13 protein-coding genes are annotated in these 18,405 nt (G+C 40.9%); 6 read left to right on the top strand and 7 right to left on the bottom strand.

The genetic code is table 11. The annotated features are described in order from the left end of the window. Nucleotides 1-155 precede the first annotated feature (155 nt). The 4 genes from ACRD67_RS02040 to ACRD67_RS02025 all read right to left on the bottom strand — a co-directional run bounded on the left by ACRD67_RS02040 (nucleotide 156) and on the right by ACRD67_RS02025 (nucleotide 5,340). A complete protein-coding gene (locus ACRD67_RS02040; RefSeq protein ID WP_430965365.1) occupies nucleotides 156-3,683 on the bottom strand; it encodes a bifunctional metallophosphoesterase/BamA family protein in 3,528 nt (1,175 codons plus the stop codon). 243 nt (nucleotides 3,684-3,926) lie between these two features. Next, the gene (locus ACRD67_RS02035; RefSeq protein ID WP_430966176.1) at nucleotides 3,927-4,250 is read right to left on the bottom strand and encodes a DUF6787 family protein; all 324 of its coding nucleotides are present in this window, start codon (nucleotides 4,248-4,250) and stop codon (nucleotides 3,927-3,929) included. Nucleotides 4,251-4,486: 236 nt separating this feature from the next. After that, nucleotides 4,487-4,945 (bottom strand): group I truncated hemoglobin, encoded by a 459-nt coding sequence (locus tag ACRD67_RS02030; RefSeq protein WP_430965364.1) that lies wholly within the window; start codon nucleotides 4,943-4,945, stop codon nucleotides 4,487-4,489. Nucleotides 4,946-4,974: 29 nt separating this feature from the next. Beyond that, complete coding sequence (locus tag ACRD67_RS02025) at nucleotides 4,975-5,340, bottom strand: hypothetical protein (protein WP_430965363.1); 366 nt, start codon at nucleotides 5,338-5,340, stop codon at nucleotides 4,975-4,977. Nucleotides 5,341-5,920: 580 nt separating this feature from the next. On the opposite strand from ACRD67_RS02025, the gene ACRD67_RS02020 reads away from it, so the two are divergent. Both ACRD67_RS02020 and ACRD67_RS02015 read left to right on the top strand, forming a co-directional pair. Further along, complete coding sequence (locus tag ACRD67_RS02020; RefSeq protein WP_430965362.1) at nucleotides 5,921-6,868, top strand: TolB family protein; 948 nt, start codon at nucleotides 5,921-5,923, stop codon at nucleotides 6,866-6,868. Next, nucleotides 6,865-7,359, top strand: a complete 495-nt coding sequence (locus ACRD67_RS02015) for a GNAT family N-acetyltransferase (protein ID WP_430965361.1) — start codon at nucleotides 6,865-6,867, stop codon at nucleotides 7,357-7,359. Before ACRD67_RS02020 ends, ACRD67_RS02015 begins: the two co-directional genes overlap by 4 nt. Before the next feature lie 109 nt (nucleotides 7,360-7,468). On the opposite strand, the gene ACRD67_RS02010 is transcribed toward ACRD67_RS02015, so the two are convergent. After that, nucleotides 7,469-9,526 carry a helix-turn-helix domain-containing protein gene (locus ACRD67_RS02010; protein ID WP_430965360.1) on the bottom strand — a complete coding sequence of 686 codons (2,058 nt, stop codon included), beginning with the start codon at nucleotides 9,524-9,526 and terminating at the stop codon, nucleotides 7,469-7,471. A gap of 238 nt (nucleotides 9,527-9,764) precedes the next feature. Here ACRD67_RS02010 and ACRD67_RS02005 point away from each other — a divergent pair, with 238 nt between their 5' ends. The 4 genes from ACRD67_RS02005 (at nucleotide 9,765) to ACRD67_RS01990 (ending at nucleotide 13,357) form a co-directional block, all read left to right on the top strand. After that, nucleotides 9,765-10,364, top strand: coding sequence for an ankyrin repeat domain-containing protein (locus ACRD67_RS02005; protein WP_430965359.1), 600 nt, complete (start codon nucleotides 9,765-9,767; stop codon nucleotides 10,362-10,364). 21 nt (nucleotides 10,365-10,385) lie between these two features. Further along, nucleotides 10,386-11,489 carry an acyltransferase family protein gene (locus ACRD67_RS02000; protein ID WP_430965358.1) on the top strand — a complete coding sequence of 368 codons (1,104 nt, stop codon included), beginning with the start codon at nucleotides 10,386-10,388 and terminating at the stop codon, nucleotides 11,487-11,489. Between the two features lie 145 nt (nucleotides 11,490-11,634). Further along, nucleotides 11,635-12,507, top strand: a complete 873-nt coding sequence (locus tag ACRD67_RS01995; RefSeq protein WP_430965357.1) for an alpha/beta fold hydrolase — start codon at nucleotides 11,635-11,637, stop codon at nucleotides 12,505-12,507. Nucleotides 12,508-12,616: 109 nt separating this feature from the next. Next, nucleotides 12,617-13,357, top strand: a complete 741-nt coding sequence (locus ACRD67_RS01990) for a DUF6090 family protein (RefSeq protein ID WP_430965356.1) — start codon at nucleotides 12,617-12,619, stop codon at nucleotides 13,355-13,357. 92 nt (nucleotides 13,358-13,449) lie between these two features. Here the strand turns inward: ACRD67_RS01990 and ACRD67_RS01985 are convergent, their stop codons facing one another. Beyond that, nucleotides 13,450-15,864, bottom strand: coding sequence for an ABC transporter permease (locus tag ACRD67_RS01985; RefSeq protein ID WP_430965355.1), 2,415 nt, complete (start codon nucleotides 15,862-15,864; stop codon nucleotides 13,450-13,452). 28 nt (nucleotides 15,865-15,892) lie between these two features. Beyond that, nucleotides 15,893-18,274 (bottom strand): ABC transporter permease, encoded by a 2,382-nt coding sequence (locus ACRD67_RS01980; protein WP_430965354.1) that lies wholly within the window; start codon nucleotides 18,272-18,274, stop codon nucleotides 15,893-15,895. Nucleotides 18,275-18,405: the final 131 nt, after the last annotated feature.

Below are 18,405 nucleotides of genomic sequence, written 5' to 3'. Positions count from 1 at the left end.
TCAAATGATATATGAAGCGCATTGACATTGTTGTTTTTTTTCTAGGAAGTGTAGAGAAATTCTAAAAACAGAATCCTCCTTTATATTTTTACAATATGCTCCATTGAAATTGAGCATGGATACACGTTTTTCCTGGTTTTAGATTTTTCTTCTCTTCAAAATGCAAAACCCAAGGTAAAGACGACCCTACCGCTGTCCGTGCTGTCAAAATAACCGATATTGGCCGTAATCGCCTCAACGCCAATTATCCATAAAGAGCCACCAACGCTGTTGTGCCATTGGCTGGAAGTATCATCCGCTGTCCAGACCCGGCCATAGTCAAAGCTTCCAGTAATTCCAAACCGGATAGGAATAACACTTGTTTTTAATCCGCCAAATGGAATCCTTAAATCAGTATTTTGAAAGAACGATCGTTTTCCGATAAAACGTTCGTTTCTAAAACCCCTTAATCCATTATTACCACCAATTTGAGCGCCGTGATAGAATTCAAAATCATCTCCCAAAATAAGTTCACCACCAATTTTGGTTGCCAACACCAAAGAACCGCTTTTGGTGAGTTTATGATCAAGGGCAATTTCCGGTTGCAGATAACCGAAACTGTTTTCAGCCTCTGTATTATCAATATTTGCCTTATAACCAATCGCAAGACGAATGTGGAGTCCCAAAGTAGGATAAGCCAGATTGTCCTTATTTATGAACTCGTACGCCACCTCTGCCCCACCATAGGCCTGTTTTTCAAAAACGGTGCTTGTAGCTGGTATTCCTTGAATGAAGCGATCTTGGGTATTCTCTACATCAAAGGATTCTATAAGAGGTTTAATGTGAAACGAACCCCCATTTCTTCCTCTATAGATTAAGGAGACGGCTGCATTCCATTCTCTGATCCTCACGCGGTTAAAATCCAGGTCAACAACATCTTTATCGTATGAAGTCTCATTACCAATACCGAAGAAATTGGTAGCAAAGTTGGGACTTGTATAGCGCCCTTCCATACCAAAATTCCACTTATGGAAAATGTTGGAAAATTCACCTTTATAGGATAAATCGTATCCTGAGGTACTTGTGTAGTACGATGCGCTGATTGTATGCCTTTGTGTAAATGGATTGCGTTGCAGCCCATAGAACGTATGGTTACCGAATACACCAATGCGCAGACCATCATCAGGATTGGCCGCCAGGATGGGCAGTAGCTGATTAAAGCTATGCTTTACCTTACGGTGATCATAGTTGTTCACGCCATAATCGTCTACGATCCATTTTTTGGATCTCTTGTTTACAACCGAATTTTCTTTGCTCTTGTAATCATAGAGTTTAACCCTTCGAGTGTTTTTAAAATCATAGGTGTCGTTTTTTTTGCCGCCAATAATTTTTAATGTGATCAGGTTATCCCCTTTTCCATCTACCGTAAACGTATCTTTTCCATCCAGCCCATAAATCCAGATTTCCTTGGTAATATCGCGAGAGAAGGTCCTGTTGAGAATTCCCAAATCTTTCCGGTGGACGTTAATTGTGGTTTTGCCTCCAGAGCGTCTTGTAATTTTGAAGTCATCCGCTTTTTGGGTTCCTACCACAACCTCAAACTTATTCAAATAGGTGTAGTAGTCCTTTGCAATGCGCATAAGATTTCCCCGCCTGCCTTTGAGCTTCATTTTAATGTCCGATATGGTCTCGCCTTTTACCTCTGTAGGAAGGGTCTCAAACGCTTGCTCAATGTCTTCGTCAGTGATGTTCTCTTGAATGTATTTCGCCTGTTTTTCCCATTCTTCCCAACCCGAACCATTGATTAAGGTCAGATCCAAGTGGTAAGGTGATGTTGCAAACCATTTTACACTTCTCAAATCGTCATCATAGGTTTGCATTTTACGCAGTCCTGGAATGGCACGAGTCAGAAAAGCGATCAGTGCACCGTCGTATTTAGAGAATGCCTGATCCCTGTCCCGGGGAATGGGTTTACAAATTTTCGAACCATCTTCCTTTTTAAAAAGCGCCCACCGCCATTGGTCTTCGTGTCTGTCCCAATCGCCCAGGAGCATATCAAAAAGTCGCGCCCTGATATATGAGGGTTCATCTACAACAGATTTACCCGACTTGTGTATTTCACGCAATACATCGGTGGTATTCAGAATTTTGTCGGGAGTGCCAAAACTTTCTACGTCTAACTGTGTATCCCCGACATGTTCTTCGATCATATACAGTTCATCCCCAAAATCTGCGTTGAATACACCTAAAACTTCTTGTTTAGGGATGTAGAATAGTGATGGGTTGGTATGAAAAACGCCAATGGCATCAGACAATCTACCAATAGCAAAAGGCGTATAGGGATGGGAGGTAGTGTAGAAATCTGCAAGAAATCTATCAATCACGCTACCGTCCAGAGCACTGCCTATGTAGGTGTCTTGAAACGCATTGGTCTGCAAAAATTTAATGGTGCTTTTTTTGAGTGCCCGCATTACGAATTGTTTCCCAGACTTGTCCTCTAATCTTAAGGATTTAGATTGTTGGCCCCCGCCCCGTTTTAAAGGTGTAAGCCCATCCATAAGAGTATCTAATAAGACTACGGGAGCGTTAATAGCTCTGCTGTAATATTCCCTATAATGATTTCCCCAAAGTGCTTTGTAAAAACCGCTTTTATCCGTTGCATCAGTAGTATAGATAGAGGAGGCCTGGGTTTTTGGAAAATCGTTATTTATCTCATAGGCAACACTGGCCTTATTGCCCCCTTTTAAAATGGTGCTTGAAAATACCGACATGGAGGCTCCATTGCCCAGGGTCAAAAAATGCGTGGTAACTTTTCCGTCAGTATCAATATCCAATCTTGCATAACCGTTTTCAGCCATAGCAAAATTACCATCTGATGCTTTTTTCACCTTTTCCAAAGTGCCTGCCGCCCCACTAATGATTTGCGGAACCTTATTGTTTATATATTGAAGGTTTTGGTCATTGCCAGAAACAAAAATGATGTTGTCTGTTTCCCTGGCAATGGTTTTTAATCTTTTTCTTAGTTTCCTATATTGTTTACTTTGAAAATCTTGAAGCCCGGTCCCTCCTGTATTGGCAATCAATCCTTGTTTGGTGTAGGTCTCGATAGGATGGTGAATCGCTACAATTTTAATTTTACCCGCTGCTTTTTTAATTTGATTTTCAAACTCCAAAAAGAACAATGTCCTGTTTTGGATTTCTGATTCCTCGTTAAGATAAATGTGCTTGTTCCAGTCTTCCAAAAACCATTGCGAATCAATTGTAATTAACACAATGTTATCTCCCAGATTACGACGTTTAATAGGTTCACTTTTGTCCGGATAAAATTTTGCCTTACTGTTTTTTTGAACATATTTTTCAATTTCTTGAACACTTTTATGACCCTTCACCCATTCATGACTTCCAGGCACAAAAATGGCATTGTCTTTAAACACCCTTATTACTTCGAGCTGTGCTTTAATTGCATTTGCCGCAATGTTGTCGTTAAAACCATGCCTATTTATTGCATTCCCTAAAATTAATAGGGTAGGCGAATTCATGTTTTGAGCGTCCTTTGCAATTCGATTTAGAACGTTTTGATTACTTGCACCTCCTGTATTGGCCGTAATAAATATGGACCTTTCAATTTCTTGTCCATAGACGGATCCCAATATAAAAAACATACATAGTCCGTAGATGAGTTTTATTGAATCAAGGATTTTCATATTTATCGGTTTGGAATTAGGGCAAGGTATACAGCTAAAATCCGTCCACCTTGATTACTATAATTTGTTTTGTAAGTGTATATCAATATTGAGTCTTTTGACCGATACTGTATGAATTATCCAGTAAAAAGAATGGGTTAACGAAAGTTTTGATGCCACAGATCCCTTTGATGGTAGTATTAATTAATGGTTGTTTTGGGTTGACCGACATTATAGGTGCACTTCCTCCGATCAAAAATCAAATTAGTTGTTTCGAATTAAGTGTTTTTTAAAAAAAAATTTAAATCCAATTCTCGAGAGCATTTTTTTCTCCATATTCCAAAAGAATTTATGTTGCCCAAATAGTGTTCCTATAAGGACAAGAAGAATCTGATAAATAACAAACATCATTAATAGCCTGATCGTCCAGAATACAAACAAGTTTGTAGTTTCCTGGGAAATTCCAATTAGGTGTATAAGTGGTTTGGCCAAAGCAACCGATAATGAACCATTTATTGCAAATACGATCATTATTACTAGAATTTGAAAATTAGATTCAATATTCCATCGTTGTTTTAATTTTTCCATCATTTCATACTTTTTTAAATGGGAAATTGACGTACAATTCATTAAAAAATAAGAAAGAAGGCCTTTATAATTTAAAAGTCTCCAATCCAAAAAAAATAAAATGTCCACCTTGACTCTTAATTTATTTGGTATGCCTTATTTGGAATAATGACATCCTCCATTTCATTTGATCTCCCTCCTTACAATTATAAAGGGGATTATCTTCTATTAAGAGTGGTGGACATTTTTGCTACTTTCTATTCTCCTTCTTTTTCAACAATGTCCGGGCGCAAAGTGCCAATAATTGCCATTAGCTCATCGTGTTCTTTTTTTGGGACATTGAATTTATTCAGAACATCCACCAAATGCCCAGCTACAATGTCAAATTCCGAAGCTTTGATTCCCAGCCCCTGATGTGTGGTTTTGGCACTCCGGCTGATAATTTTGCATGGACCTCCCGTTGCGGCGCAAACCAGGTTTATGTTTTTCTGTTTGAATCCTGCCCTAGAATCATCGCCCATACCAAAAAATCTTTTGCCAACCACCTCATCGTTAAAAAGCCGATCTGCAAAATCATCAACAACTGCAGAAATGGCCTCATAACCACCTAATCTTTCATAGAGAGACTTCTCTTGTGCTAGCACTACGGTGGAGGTGGCAAGTAAAAAGATGCTAACTAATGCTACCTTATTGAAAGAACTAATTAAATTTTTCATTTGTCAGGGTTTTGAAAGTTAGTACTGTCCTATCCGGCGTTAAAGTATTCTTCGTTAACAACTTTGCCATCTCGCCAATCACGTTTAATAATCTCATGCCAGTGGATATGTGAATTGTCTTTCATGTCAAAATCAAAAACAAACCTAGAGGCAGACTTGTTTCCATCTACCAAGGTATCAAGGTGGGTAATCTCATTTACTTTGGCTATCGCCCCCAGAAAACCTTCCATTTTTTCTACCATCTCTTGTTTGCTGGCAGTAGCGACATCACCATAATCTGATGAGGCGGCGGTCTCAGCATAAAATTGTTTAACGGCGTCCACCATTTGTCCTTTCTTTACTAAATCATCCATTTGGGCGTTTAGAATTTTTACATTCATTGTTTTTACTTCCATGATTACTTTGTTTTAGTTAATTACTCGATAAATCACTTTTTTTGATGTGTTAATAAATAGCATTGGAACCAATGACCTATTTATTCGTACCTCAATGATACAGAGGGAATCAAGGTGTAAAATTATTGACACTATAGGTTTTATGGAATGTCAATTGTTCCTAAATAATGGTAGATTTTTCCGAAATAAAAATATAAATTGAGAGAAGAGTTGGAGTTGGATTTGAGGAAATTAAAGGTGGATGGAAAAAAGTATTTAACGGCTAAATTCGTGGTGGACTTTTTGGGGCTTTCGGCACCAGCTTTCTTGGATTTGTGGAAAAAAGGGGCATAGTAAAAAAAGAAATGAAAACACGGGTGCAAGGCTGACTCCTTAACCTGACTCAAGGCTTTGCGAACGTATGACCCTACCATTTTGACAACCGCTCTTAACTTCCTGTATTTTAACAAATCCGTAACGCTCTTAATCGGGTAAAATCACCAGTTTTATATCCGAAAAGCACCATTCCCATGTCTTATTGTGCAGGTATATGGAGTTTTCCAGATATCAAGTAGTTATCAATTAATTTAAATCGGGCCAAATGAACAGCAAGTATTATTTCTTATTACTAATTGGACTGACTTTTCTTTTGCAAAGCTGTAAACCTGATACCCCAAATAATCCCTATCTAGGTCTGGAACCACCGGATGGTACCCCTAAATTATTTGCCCCGTCCGTGGTGAATACCGATGCCATAGAAATCAATACGGTGTTCAACGCCACTTTTACGGAATTGTTTTTTACGCGGATCACGGATGGCAGGTTTGTTATACATCATTCTGAATTAATCGAGGATAATTGGACAGCACCCCGACCCATTCAAATGTTTGCGGACCAAGAGGCCAATTCCGTAGCTATTGATCCATCCATTACCCAGGATGGTAACACGATGTATTTTCTCGGGATAAGCCCCGAAGATCGGGCCAAGAATGCGAAACCGGATATTTATAGGAGTCAAAAAATAAATGGCACATGGCAAATCGCCTCAAAGGTGGGATACCCCGTATCTACAGATGAATATGCGGAATCCTATCCCGTAGTAGTTGCCGATGGAAGTATCTATTTCACCTCCGACCGTCCGGGCAGTTTGGGCAAACGCGATATTTATCGCGCCCAATATCTGGGGGGAGGAAAATTTGACACCCCGGTCAATATCGGTCCCGAGGTGAACTCGGAAAAAAATGAACGCAGCACCTATGTTTCACCCGATGAAAGCTTTTTGATTACCGGAAACACCCAAACGGACGAAAAAGGGTTTGCAGTGTCCTTCAAAAAGGATAACAAATGGCAAACCCCCATTTATTTTAACTTTGGCGCATCTTTACTCAAAGATTGGATTTATTTTTGTCCGTATATGTCCCCGGACGGCAAGTATTTTTTCTTTTCCAGAAGATACAGCGATCCCCCTGAGAGTGGGTGGAAAGGGGCAACCAAAGGAGAAGTGTATTGGGTAAATGCCAGCGGTATTTTTAATCTTAAAGGAAAATGAACATTGAATTTAAGCGCCTAACGGAGGTTACAACATCGGATATCATGGAATTGATGAACAATCCGTTGGTGAAACGACAAATGCCCTTGTTGAAAGATGGTTTTGATGAAAGCGCTTGCGATCGGTTTGTAGCTGCCAAGGAACAGCTTTGGACCGAGCATGGCTATGGCCCGTGGGCGTTTATCATCAATGACCGGTTTGCCGGCTGGGGCGGATTGCAGCCGGAGCGCGGGGAGGCCGACTTGGCCTTGGTACTGCATCCGGATTTCTGGGGCACGGGCAAGGTCTTGTATAAAGAGATTATCCGTAGGGCCTTTGGCGAATTAGGGTTGGATTCCGTTACCGTGTTGTTTCCACCCACGAGAACGCGAATTAAGGGATTTTTGCGCCTCGGGTTCAAGGAAGATACCACCTTGGAGATCGGCAACGAACGGTTTATCCGGTATCGATTGGAGAAAGCGGTTACACCTGAAGGCAAGAAAGAAAACTAACACAGTATAAAATGTATTAAACACATCTTAAACAAAACGTTATATCCTGTTTTTTTTAAAGCCCTGGCAATGTACCGTTTTACGGGATAAGGTAGACCTAATTTGCTTGTTAAAGCAGTCCTTTCTCCTCAAGGGACGTTCTCAGCTCCGCCTGATTTTCCCAAAACCTATCCTTGATCTTTTGGATAGTCTCGTCATACTCCGGATGGCTTTTTAGGGGTTCTACGAGCGGGTCCATTTCCAAGAACAACAAAATCCAATACTGATAATTATCCTGTGCCGCAAAAACTTTGAGCTGCTCAATTGCTTTATCGTTCTTCCCCTCATGCGCATACTTCATAGCTGTACTGGCACTTTTGTAGATAGATTTGTCCTTTTCGCAATATTCGGCGTAGGCATTAAAAAAATCCACTGCTTGTTCTTCCAAGCCCATTTTTTCATAGACCACACCGATCTTAATGTCCTCGTGAGGATAAATATTTAGCTTATACGCTTTTCTGGCCTCGGCAAATTTTTCATAATACGTAAAAGCATTTTCGTAGTCCGCCTGAAAATAATGCAGTTTTGCTACCTCCTGCAGGATGTCTAGCCGGGTGGTGTCCTTCTGCAATTCCCACATTAATGCCTTTTTGGTCTGCTCAATATCCCCATCTTTTGCATACTGGATATATGCTTTTACATAAGGCGCATAATAGTTCCCGGGATCATAATCCAAGGACTTGTTTATATACGTAATTGCCTCTTCCGTAAACCCGGTTTGGATTAAGGCATTTCCAAGGTTCAAATAAATATAGCTTTTACCAATAGAGTCGTTAGCGGCAATATCGAGCTGTATACCCATTAGCGCATACTCTAGGTATTTGGCAGTATTTGGAATATAATTGGCGTATAAACTGGAAAGTACTTGCACCACTGCGGCTGAATTGGGATTGTATTCCAAGGCTTTCTCCAAATGGGGCAATGCCAGTCTATACTCCTCGGCATGCATATAATACAGCGCTTTGGCTATAAGGCTTATATCCGATTTGGAATCGTACAGCAGCGCCTTGTCCGCAAAGTTATTGATACGCTCGGTGTATTGTTTTTGCTTCTGGAATACGTCCAGGAAGTAATACGATATGGCAATATTGGCGTAGGCCTGATCGAACTGCGGATCGTGTTCTATGGCCTTCTCAAATAAGGGAATGGCTTCTTCCAGCCCTTCCTTGGTCCTCGAATAAAAAGGGTCGAGGGCCTGGAGGTAATAATCATATGCCTGCAGATTGTCAGTTGGTTTTTTATCAATTTGCTCGAGCTCGGCAGGGGTCACCACAGCCTCAATGGCAGCTGCAATTTTCCGCGCCACTTCATTTTGCAAAGCAAAGATATCTACCACTTCCTGCTTGTATTGCTCCACCCATATGGGGGTATCGGTCGATGCTTCGATCAATTGGATATTAAGCAATACCTGGTCGCCAACCCGTTGGCCGCTACCTTCTACCAGGTAGTTGACATTGAGTTCCTTGGCTATCTCTGGGATACCCTTGTTGGTTTCTCTGTATTTCTCTACCGAGGTTCTACTAATTACGCGAAGATCCCCAATCTTCTGAAGGTTGTTCAAGGACGATTCCATAAGCCCGTTCACAAAATAGAGGTTGGTAGAATCACTACTCTCATTTTTGAACGGCAGGACGGCTATGGACTTCTCAATTTCCACCTTGGGAACGGTATCCTTCCCACTGTAAAGGAAGAATCCAACCGCCATAACCAGGGCTACAGTCACCATTATAGGCCATAGGTATCGCTTCAAAAAATGGGGGCGAACGCTATTTTCTTCCTCATCTTCCACCGTGCCTTTTCCCACCTCCCCCGGGGGATACCCATACTGCTCCCGAAAACACTTGATAAAGTATGACGCACTTCCAAAACCTACTTGATACGAAATCTCCGAAACCGTTAAGGACGTTTCCTTTAACAGCTCCATGCCTTCTTGAAGGCGAACCTGGCGAATGAATTGGCTTGCAGAAAGCTGTGTCTGTTTCTTGATTTTTCTGAGCAGGTTAGACCGACTCATGTTCATGGCGTCTGCCAGTTCGGACACCCCAAATTGTTCGTTGGCCAAATTCTCCAGAATGATAGCCTCCGCCTGTTCAATAAAGTTAGACCTATGGGATGATGGGTTGGACATGTCGTTGTTTGCTAGCCCTAAATTAGAAAAATGTAAACACATACGTGCTATTCCGTCAGGTACATATGTAATGGGGGGAAGTCACCCTTTGCTTCATAATTGATATCCATGCGCCATAGTTTTTATGCCCTCCCGAAACTTGACATCTTTGGCCGCATAGCTCATAGGTGTTGCATCAGCTTCTAAAGGACCTTTGTTGTAACAAAAATTAAAGTCACACTTTTTAAAAATCAAAATCATGAAAACATTTAGAATTGATTCGTTGAAAACCATGGTAAACATGTCACTTGTTCTCCTTTTACTCACATCTGCCTGCGGTGAATCCGGCACTAGGTCAAAGGCCGGGGCAAACAACGGTACGGAAACCACGTCTGTCGTTGAGGCTCCGGAAATCGATATCCAGGCGGCCATATTATCGGATAATCTGGAAGCCGTTAAACAGCATATTGAAGCAGGTACCGATATTAACAAGAAAGACGCCATGAGCGGCTCCACGCCTCTGGTCACTGCGGCGAGTTTTGGAAAAAATGAGATTGCCCAAGTACTTATTGATGCCGGTGCAGATCTAAACCCTAAAAACAACGATGGGTCAACTGCCCTACATGCGGCCGCATTCTTTTGCAGAGTAGAAATCGTGCAGATGCTTATGGACGCCAAGGCGGACAAATCCCCACAGAATAATTTTGGTGCAACAGCCAGGGAATCCGTAATGGGTCCTTTTGCAGAAATCAAACCCGTCTATGAAATGCTTCAGCAACAATTAGAGCCCTTGGGCATGCAACTGGATTTGAACGAAATAGAAAAAACGCGTCCGGTTATTGCCATGATGTTGCAGTAATCCATCTAAAACCACATTCCCATGATAACAGAAAGAAGACACGATATTGATTGGTTGCGCGTAATCGCCATTGGCTTGCTCCTCATCTATCACATCGCCATAATATTCCAACCCTGGGCCATGTTCATTGGCTTTATCAAGAGCGATGAACTCCTTGAGGGTTTATGGAAACCCATGACCATGCTCAACGTCTGGAGAATTCCCCTTTTATTCTATGTCTCCGGGATGGGGCTCTATTTTGCCATGCGTAAGCGAAATTGGAAGCAATTGCTTACGGAGCGGACAAAGCGAATTCTTTTGCCCTTCCTCTTTGGCTTTGTGGCAATTACCCCGCTACATATGTTTGTTTTTCAAAAATATTATAACCTGCCCTTGGGTTATTATCCCCATATGGGTCATTTGTGGTTCCTGGGAAATATATTTCTGTACGTACTGTTGTTGTTGCCACTGTTCTCCTATCTGAAAAAGAAGGAGAACGGTAGTATTGGGAGGGGATTATCCGCACTTATGGGCCATCCTGGTGGATCTTTGTTGGTATCCCTGTTTTTCGTCCTTGAAGCCGTATGGGTAAAGCCACAGCTCTTTTCATTATATGCACAGACCTGGCATGGCTTTTTCCTTGGGTTTCTCGCCTTCTTTTTCGGTTTTCTTTTGGTCTACAGCGGCAAAAGGTTCTGGCTAACCGTTTTAAAATGGCGGTATGTATACCTTGGTATGGCCGTTGTTTTGTACAGTATCCGATACCTTGTTTTTGCAACGGAAGCCCCTGGTTACCTTATGGCCCTTGAATCCAATGGCTGGATTTTTGCCGTTTTTGGCTTTGGCTACAAATACTTGAACAGGCCAAGCAACCTCCTTGGTTATTTAAGTAAGGCCGCGTATCCTGTGTACATCATTCACATGTTTGTCCTGTATGCCGGGGCCCTGATCATTTTGCCCTTGGAGATACCGGCCGTGCTAAAACTCGTGGCAATTATCACGTTTACCGGCCTTGTATGCTATCTGATTTATGAATATATCCTGAGGAGAGTTGTTTTCTTAAGGCCTTTGTTCGGGTTAAAATGGACGTATAAGCAATTGGAAAGGCCAAAACTCAAAGCGTCACCTGAATCAAAAATCCAGTAAATTCAGCTGCGTTGTAAGGTTGAAGCGGCCTGCGGGTTTATGGTACCACCGCATTTGTTCATGCTTATACACGCATTGTTCGTATATTGGATATATAACCAATGACCCTATTCTTAAGTTATCGGGTGCAATAAAAACGATGCATATGAAACCAATAATAATTGCAGTCCTATGTTTATTCCTTCAAGGGGTAAGCGGACAATCTTTAAGCAAGTTGACCATCACAAATGGATCCATTACCTATTTTTCGGCTGGTCAGGGAGAGATAATCGTTTTTATTCATGGGGGGCAAGAAGACTATAGAGTATTCATGCCTCAAACAGAATTACTTAGCAATGAATTTCAAGTGGTTACCTATAGTAGGCGTTATAATTTTCCAAACAACAATGAAATCAACGGGGAGTATAACGTTAAAACAGAGGCTGCTGATTTGAAGGTTTTAATTTCAATGTTTGATAAACCTGTGCACCTGGTAGGGCATAGTTATGGTGGGTTAATCGCTTTGGAATTCGCTGTACGCAATCCCAAAATGCTCAAAAGTCTAACACTTTCCGAACCGGCTTTGGTGAATTGGCTAAATGATATCCCCAAATGTGAATTTTGGTATGAAACCGTTCAGGAGAAACTCATTAATGAAACACGAGATGCTTTTATAACTAAGGATACCACTTTGATAATGAAAGAGTTATTTGAATTTTTTGCTGGCGCCGACATACAAAATCAGATTCCGCCTGAGGTGTTAAGTATGCTAAAGGCAAATCTTAGGGAAATGGAGGTCTTAGTGAATTCTCCTGCTGGGTTTGATTCTCCCTCCCCGGAAGATGTAAAGGCTTTGGATATACCTTTGATGATTTTGACATCGGAGAAAACAATGCCAATGTTGACCTGCACAAACGCCAAACTAATTGAGATCAAACCTCAGGCAACGCATCACCACTTAACAGAGGCTGGACACGAAATGTGGATGACCCACCCCAGGGAATTATCTGTTCATATATCAAATTTCATCAAGAATTAGCATACTTGCAAGTTGGTCAAAAAGTGGTATTTTCACGGGGTGTAGTATGGCTATACGGAAATTTCTTTATATCCATTAGTTAGCCCTTAGTACGACCAACTATTGACCAATGATAAAAATTTTTCGAAAAACTAGACAAAAATTCCTGGCTGAAAACAAGTTCAGTAAATATTTGGTTTACGCCATTGGAGAAATCATTCTGGTTGTTATTGGAATTTTGATCGCATTACAAATCAATAATTGGAATGAAAGTCGAAAGGATGACCTCCAACTTCAGGAGTATGAACAAAGTCTTATAGGAGAGCTAAGAACTGATTTAACCAGGTTGAAGGCGCTTGACAGCGTGAACAGTAAAAAAAAGAAGGCCATCAAAAATTATTTTGATTATTACCATTCTGAAAACCCGGAATCCGAAGTCCTATTACAAGAAATGAACAGCTTGGATATTTCAAAAAGGGCTTTCTATACCACCACTTATACCATTGAGGACTTAATTACCACAGGGAATTTGACCCTATTTCCCGAATCGAAAAGGATTGCCATATTAAAGCTCAAAAATGTTCACGAACAATATTCGTTTTATGAATCTTCCAGTATGCAAGACGTTGCATTGTACGAGCAGGAAATAAAGAAGAACTTTGATTTGGTATTACTAACAGGATTATCCAATAAAGAAAGGGAAGAAACCAAAAGTTGGGAGTTAAATCCCGAATCAAACCAATTGAGGATACTGAACAATTCTGTCGTTGAAAGCTTGAAATTGTTCGAGTTTCAAAGTGAATTGTACCAGGTCATTATCAAAGAGACCACGGAACTTCTGGAACTATTATCCAAGAATAACAAAGGCTAACAACAACGATAACCTGCCTGCCAGGAATCATAGCCAAGAACGTTACCAATCTTATTTTCTGTAAAATCCCGCAAATGGAAGGTTTTATAGACTTAGTCTGCTCGTAAGCTCTCTACCGGATTGGCCTGGGCCACCTTTAGCGTCTGGAAACCAACTGTTGATAAGGCAATAACGAACGCTCCCAGTCCGCCAAGAACAAAAACCACCCAAGTAATATCAATACGGTAGGTGTATTCTTCCAACCATTGTCCCATAAAATGCCAGGCTACTGGTGCAGCTATCAGAAAAGCTATAGCAATCAGCACAATAAATTCCTTGGAAAACAGATATAAAATATTACTGACCGTCGCTCCCAAAACTTTTCGAATACCCGCTTCTTTTATACGCTGGTTCACCATAAAGGAAGCCAGTCCGTAAAGCCCTAAACAGCTCAATAAAATAGCTATGATAGCAAACAACTTGTACATTTGGGAAAGCTTTTTTTCCTCTGCATAAAAATTGGCTATTTTGTTATCCAAGAATTGGTGCTCAAAGGCATAATTGGGAAAGGTATCGTCCCATGTTTTTTCTATGGCCGTTATCGTGTTCGAAATATTGTTCGTCGCCAATTTGATTCCCGCCATACCGAGCCAACTTTTTCTATTTACCATTATTATTGGGGACATTCCGTCTTTAAAAGTACTACTGTGGTAATCTTTTATCACGCCAACTATTTCTCCTTCTATTCGGCCACCTGCAAGACGTATCTTTTTGTTCAGGATCTCGTTTCCGTTAGTAACCCCAAGACGTTTCATAAGATTTTCGTTCAGAAGAATTTCTGTGGCTTCAGAAGATTTTTTTACATTTCTGCCGGCCACTAAAGAAAGTCCATAGGTTTCCAAATATTTATGGTCGATTCCTTTTCGGATGCTATAAAAGTCAGTTTCTTCGGAAGCGTTGTCATAAACGAACCTGGTCCAGTTATTTGTTCTGTACTCCGTGGGAGTATTCGAACTAAAGCTGACATTTTGGATACCGTTTATATCCAATAGCGAGTTGCTTAGATAGTCAATTTTATCTATGCTAACGCTATCCGTGGGTATCAATACGTTTACAATGGCCTCTTTATCATAACCCATGGATTGATTGGTAAAATAGTCCATTTGTTTTACGGTAATCAGTGTTCCAAAAATTAGTGCTTGCGCAATTGTAAATTGAAAAACAACAAGGCTTCGTCTTAAGGTAATCCCTTCGGTCTTACCAACTTTTCCCTGATTTTTGAGAGCGGAAATAGGATTAAATTTAGAAAGCACCAATGAGGGATAAAATCCTGCCAAAAAGGTTACAACAATGGCCATAGCACCGGTTAAAATCAAGGTTTTCAAATTTAAGACCGAAGAAATGGACAAGGGTAAGTCAAGAAGCTCGCCTATCGATGGCAACGACATAATGACAATCATGGATGCAATACAAATAGATGTCATAACTATTATTAGGGTTTCGGAAAGGAACTGCGCCTTCAATTGAATTCTTGTACCCCCTATCACTTTTCGTACCCCTATTTCCTTTGAGCGATTTACCGCCTGTGCTGTGGATAGGTTGATGAAATTAATACAGGCGATCAAAAGAATGAAAATCCCGATGAGCCAAAGGACATGTATGAGTTTCTTGCTTATCGTTTTTCCGCTGTAATTTCCGGCCAGAGCATCATAATGAATCTTATCCAATGATTGTAATAAGTGAATATCTTTGTTAGCGCCTGTCTTTTTTTCCTTGGACAACACTTTTAATCTGGCATTGATATCACTTTCAGAAACATTTGGTGGTAATAGCACAAAACAACCAAATCTTCCGTTGGTACCATTCCAATTATCGGAGTTTTTAAAGTTGGTAGTAAATCCGGTACCATAGGATATTACCGCTTTAAACCGTAAATCCGTATTTGGGGGTATTGTTCCGAGAATTCCCGTGACGGTCAAAATTTCATTGTTATTCCACTTTATCGTCTTTCCTACCGCGTTCTCCCAACCGCCAAAATATCTCTCGGCGGTTTCTTTCGCAAGTACAACATTATTCAGGTCTTTTAAGGTAGCAGGTGCACCCGCTAGCCATTCGTAGTCCAAGATGTCGAACAAAGAAGGCTCGACTAAAAACACCCCATTTTTTTCCTTGAACTTTTTAACGGGATTACCTTTATTGTCCAGCACCAATATTTGATCATCACCATCAGAATATATTGCCGATACCTTTTCCAATTCAGGAAAAGAACTCTTTAACTCTTCGGGTAATGGATACGGGACCCCGCTGCCATAGAAGATTTCAGGCTCTGCATGGTGGTACTCGGTCAACACACGATAGACACGGTCTTGCTTTTCATGATAGTCATCAAAACTCGATTCAAATTGAGTAATAATAAAGATCATCAAACAAACGGCAATCCCCAAAGCCAAACCCCCGATATTGATCAGGGCATGGCTTTTTCGCCGGATTAAATTTCTGAAGGCTACTCTAAAGTGGTTTTTAAACATGGTTCCCGTTCTTGATGACGATGTTATTTCATTCCGTTCGCAAACTTTTCACAGGGTTGGCGTTCGCCGCCTTGATAGCTTGCAAACTTATTGTAATCATAGCGATTGTTATGGTTAAGATCCCAGAGACCATAAAGGCCCACCAACCCATATTGATCCTATATTCAAATTGTAAAAGCCAATTGTTCATAAGGTACCAGGCTATGGGCGAAGCGAGCAAAATGGATAGTCCGATCAATTTCAGAAAATCCGATGACAATAGTTTCATTATCCCAAATGAAGTTGAACCCAATACTTTCCGAATACCGATTTCCTTTATCCTAATCTCAGTATTAAATGCCGCTAGCCCAAATAACCCGAGACAAGAAATGAAAATAGCCAAGAATGCAAAGTACCGGGAAAGGCTCAAAATACGTATTACGGAAAGATATTGCGCATTGAATGCCTGATCTTGAAAGGTGAAATTAAAATTATACCCCGGGTTGTAGCTCATATACGCTTGCTTGATCTTTTCAATGGTCGCTACTTCGTTGCCCGGTGCCATTCGAACCATGGCCAAGCTCATATTTTTTTGGGCATACCTAAAAACAACGGGCGAAATGGGCATTATGACCGAGGCCGTGTGAAAATTCTTCATGACCCCCAAAATGGTCTTGTCCTCTCCCCAGAGTTTTATTTTTTTCCCTATTGGATCCTTTATTCCCATTAATCTAATGGCTTCTTCATTTACTACAAGATAAGATTCTGGTGACCCAAGCTCCTCGGTAAATGTGTCCCCTTCTGCCATTTCAATGTTCAAGGTTTGTATTAAATTTTCATCTACACGACGAAGTACAAAATCAATCTCCAAGTTTTCCGCTTTCCCCGGCCAATCGATACCATAGGTAGAGGAGCCCCCATCTTCACTGATCAGGGTTTCACTAATGCCTCCAACATGTTCTACCCCCTCTATGTTTTCAATCTCATCGAACAACAGGGTCGCATTCTCGTATGCCTTGCCTTCAAGATTTATCTGGACCATATTTTCCTTTTGATACCCTAAAGGTTTGGTAAGTGCAAAATTTATCTGATCGCTAACGATCAATACCGATATGATCAACACTAGCGATGCCATAAATTGAAAGACCACCAGTCCCTTGCGCGCCAACAATTCCGATCCCTTACTTTGAAACTTCCCTTTTAAGGAGGCCATCGGGCTAAATGCCGAGAGGTAAAATGCTGGGTAGCTTCCCGATAGTAATCCCGTCAGCAAAGTGGCTGTTAGCAAGATCCAACCATTTTCGAAGATCAAATGTATACCAAGTTCCTTTCCCGTAATGAAATTAAAGACGGGTATAAGAAGTATGACGATCATTATGGCCAATACCAATGAAAGAAAGGTAATTAAAACCGACTCTGTCAAAAACTGAGCGACCAAATTCCCCTTAGTACCGCCAACGGTCTTTTTGATTCCTATTTCCTTAAATCTTCGTGAAACCCTGGCCGTTGACAGGTTCATAAAATTGATGCATGCAATAAGCAAGACCAAAAGAGCAACAAAGGAAAACAATTTTACATACGTTATCCTTCCACCGCTTTGAACTCCATTTTCATAATTGCCTTTTAGGTAGGTGTCCGAGAATTTTCTGGTAAAAAGACTGAACGTATTGTATTCATCATACTTATCTATGAACCGTTCAATTTTCGAATTAAAAGCAGCAATGTCAACATTTGGTTTAAGCAATAGGTAGGTGCTCGGCCCGGTATTGATCCATAGTAAACCATTGGTCCATATATCTTCCAAAAACTTTTTCTTTGTTGCTACAAAACTGAACTTCATCGTCGAATTGTTGGGGGTGTCCTTGAAGACTCCGGTCACCTTGGCATGCTGTTCTTTTCCGAACATAGTGTATACCATCTGACTGTTCATGGCACCTTCAACGGACCCGAACAGTTTTACGGCAAAGCTTTCTGAAATGACAATCGCATCCTTATCGGCAAGTACTTGGGATGCCGTACCTCGAATCAAGGGGAAGGTAAATGCGTTGAAAAAAGATTTACTGGCAAAAAGTCCTCCGGTCTTAAAATTGTTCCCATCGTTTCTAAAGGTAATTCCTTGCCCAAATTTCTCAAGGTCCATGACGGTAATAGCATGTTCCACTTCGGGTAGATCTTTCTCCATGGCCTCGGCGAGCGGCCCCTGAGTACCATCAAGAACTCTACTAATTCCATTTTCCTCGCTCTTCATCATTACTTGATAAAGATTTGGATCGTTTACGTGAAAACTGTCGACCTTTACTTCGTCGGAGACCCAAAAAAAGATTAAAAAGGCACTGGCCAATCCTGTGGAAAGACCAAGGATATTGATCAATGAAAACAGGGGGTTTTTCTTTAGGTTCCGCCAAGCTATTTTAAGATGGGTTTTGAACATGGTTCTCATTTTTAGATTGATGGATGTGTGAACCTTCCAGATGACCGGATAATTGCCTATGGCCGTTGAACAGTTTCAAAATTTCTATTCCTATATTCATGCCAAAAACGTAACTATTTGTATATCAAATT

This window comes from Eudoraea algarum, assembly GCF_050589645.1.
Classification (GTDB): domain Bacteria; phylum Bacteroidota; class Bacteroidia; order Flavobacteriales; family Flavobacteriaceae; genus JBNGOQ01.
The sequence above is the reverse complement of the archived record's forward strand: the minus strand, read 5'-3'. Positions and strand labels throughout refer to the sequence as shown.

Bases quoted from the DNA above. Each gene is read 5' to 3' on its own strand.
- ACRD67_RS02040 (WP_430965365.1), bottom strand. From the start codon at position 3,683: ATGAAAATCCTTGATTCAATAAAACTCATCTACGGACTATGTATGTTT.
- ACRD67_RS02035 (WP_430966176.1), bottom strand. From the start codon at position 4,250: ATGGAAAAATTAAAACAACGATGGAATATTGAATCTAATTTTCAAATT.
- ACRD67_RS02030 (WP_430965364.1), bottom strand. From the start codon at position 4,945: ATGAAAAATTTAATTAGTTCTTTCAATAAGGTAGCATTAGTTAGCATC.
- ACRD67_RS02025 (WP_430965363.1), bottom strand. From the start codon at position 5,340: ATGGAAGTAAAAACAATGAATGTAAAAATTCTAAACGCCCAAATGGAT.
- ACRD67_RS02020 (WP_430965362.1), top strand. From the start codon at position 5,921: ATGAACAGCAAGTATTATTTCTTATTACTAATTGGACTGACTTTTCTT.
- ACRD67_RS02015 (WP_430965361.1), top strand. From the start codon at position 6,865: ATGAACATTGAATTTAAGCGCCTAACGGAGGTTACAACATCGGATATC.
- ACRD67_RS02010 (WP_430965360.1), bottom strand. From the start codon at position 9,526: ATGTCCAACCCATCATCCCATAGGTCTAACTTTATTGAACAGGCGGAG.
- ACRD67_RS02005 (WP_430965359.1), top strand. From the start codon at position 9,765: ATGAAAACATTTAGAATTGATTCGTTGAAAACCATGGTAAACATGTCA.
- ACRD67_RS02000 (WP_430965358.1), top strand. From the start codon at position 10,386: ATGATAACAGAAAGAAGACACGATATTGATTGGTTGCGCGTAATCGCC.
- ACRD67_RS01995 (WP_430965357.1), top strand. From the start codon at position 11,635: ATGAAACCAATAATAATTGCAGTCCTATGTTTATTCCTTCAAGGGGTA.
- ACRD67_RS01990 (WP_430965356.1), top strand. From the start codon at position 12,617: ATGATAAAAATTTTTCGAAAAACTAGACAAAAATTCCTGGCTGAAAAC.
- ACRD67_RS01985 (WP_430965355.1), bottom strand. From the start codon at position 15,864: ATGTTTAAAAACCACTTTAGAGTAGCCTTCAGAAATTTAATCCGGCGA.
- ACRD67_RS01980 (WP_430965354.1), bottom strand. From the start codon at position 18,274: ATGTTCAAAACCCATCTTAAAATAGCTTGGCGGAACCTAAAGAAAAAC.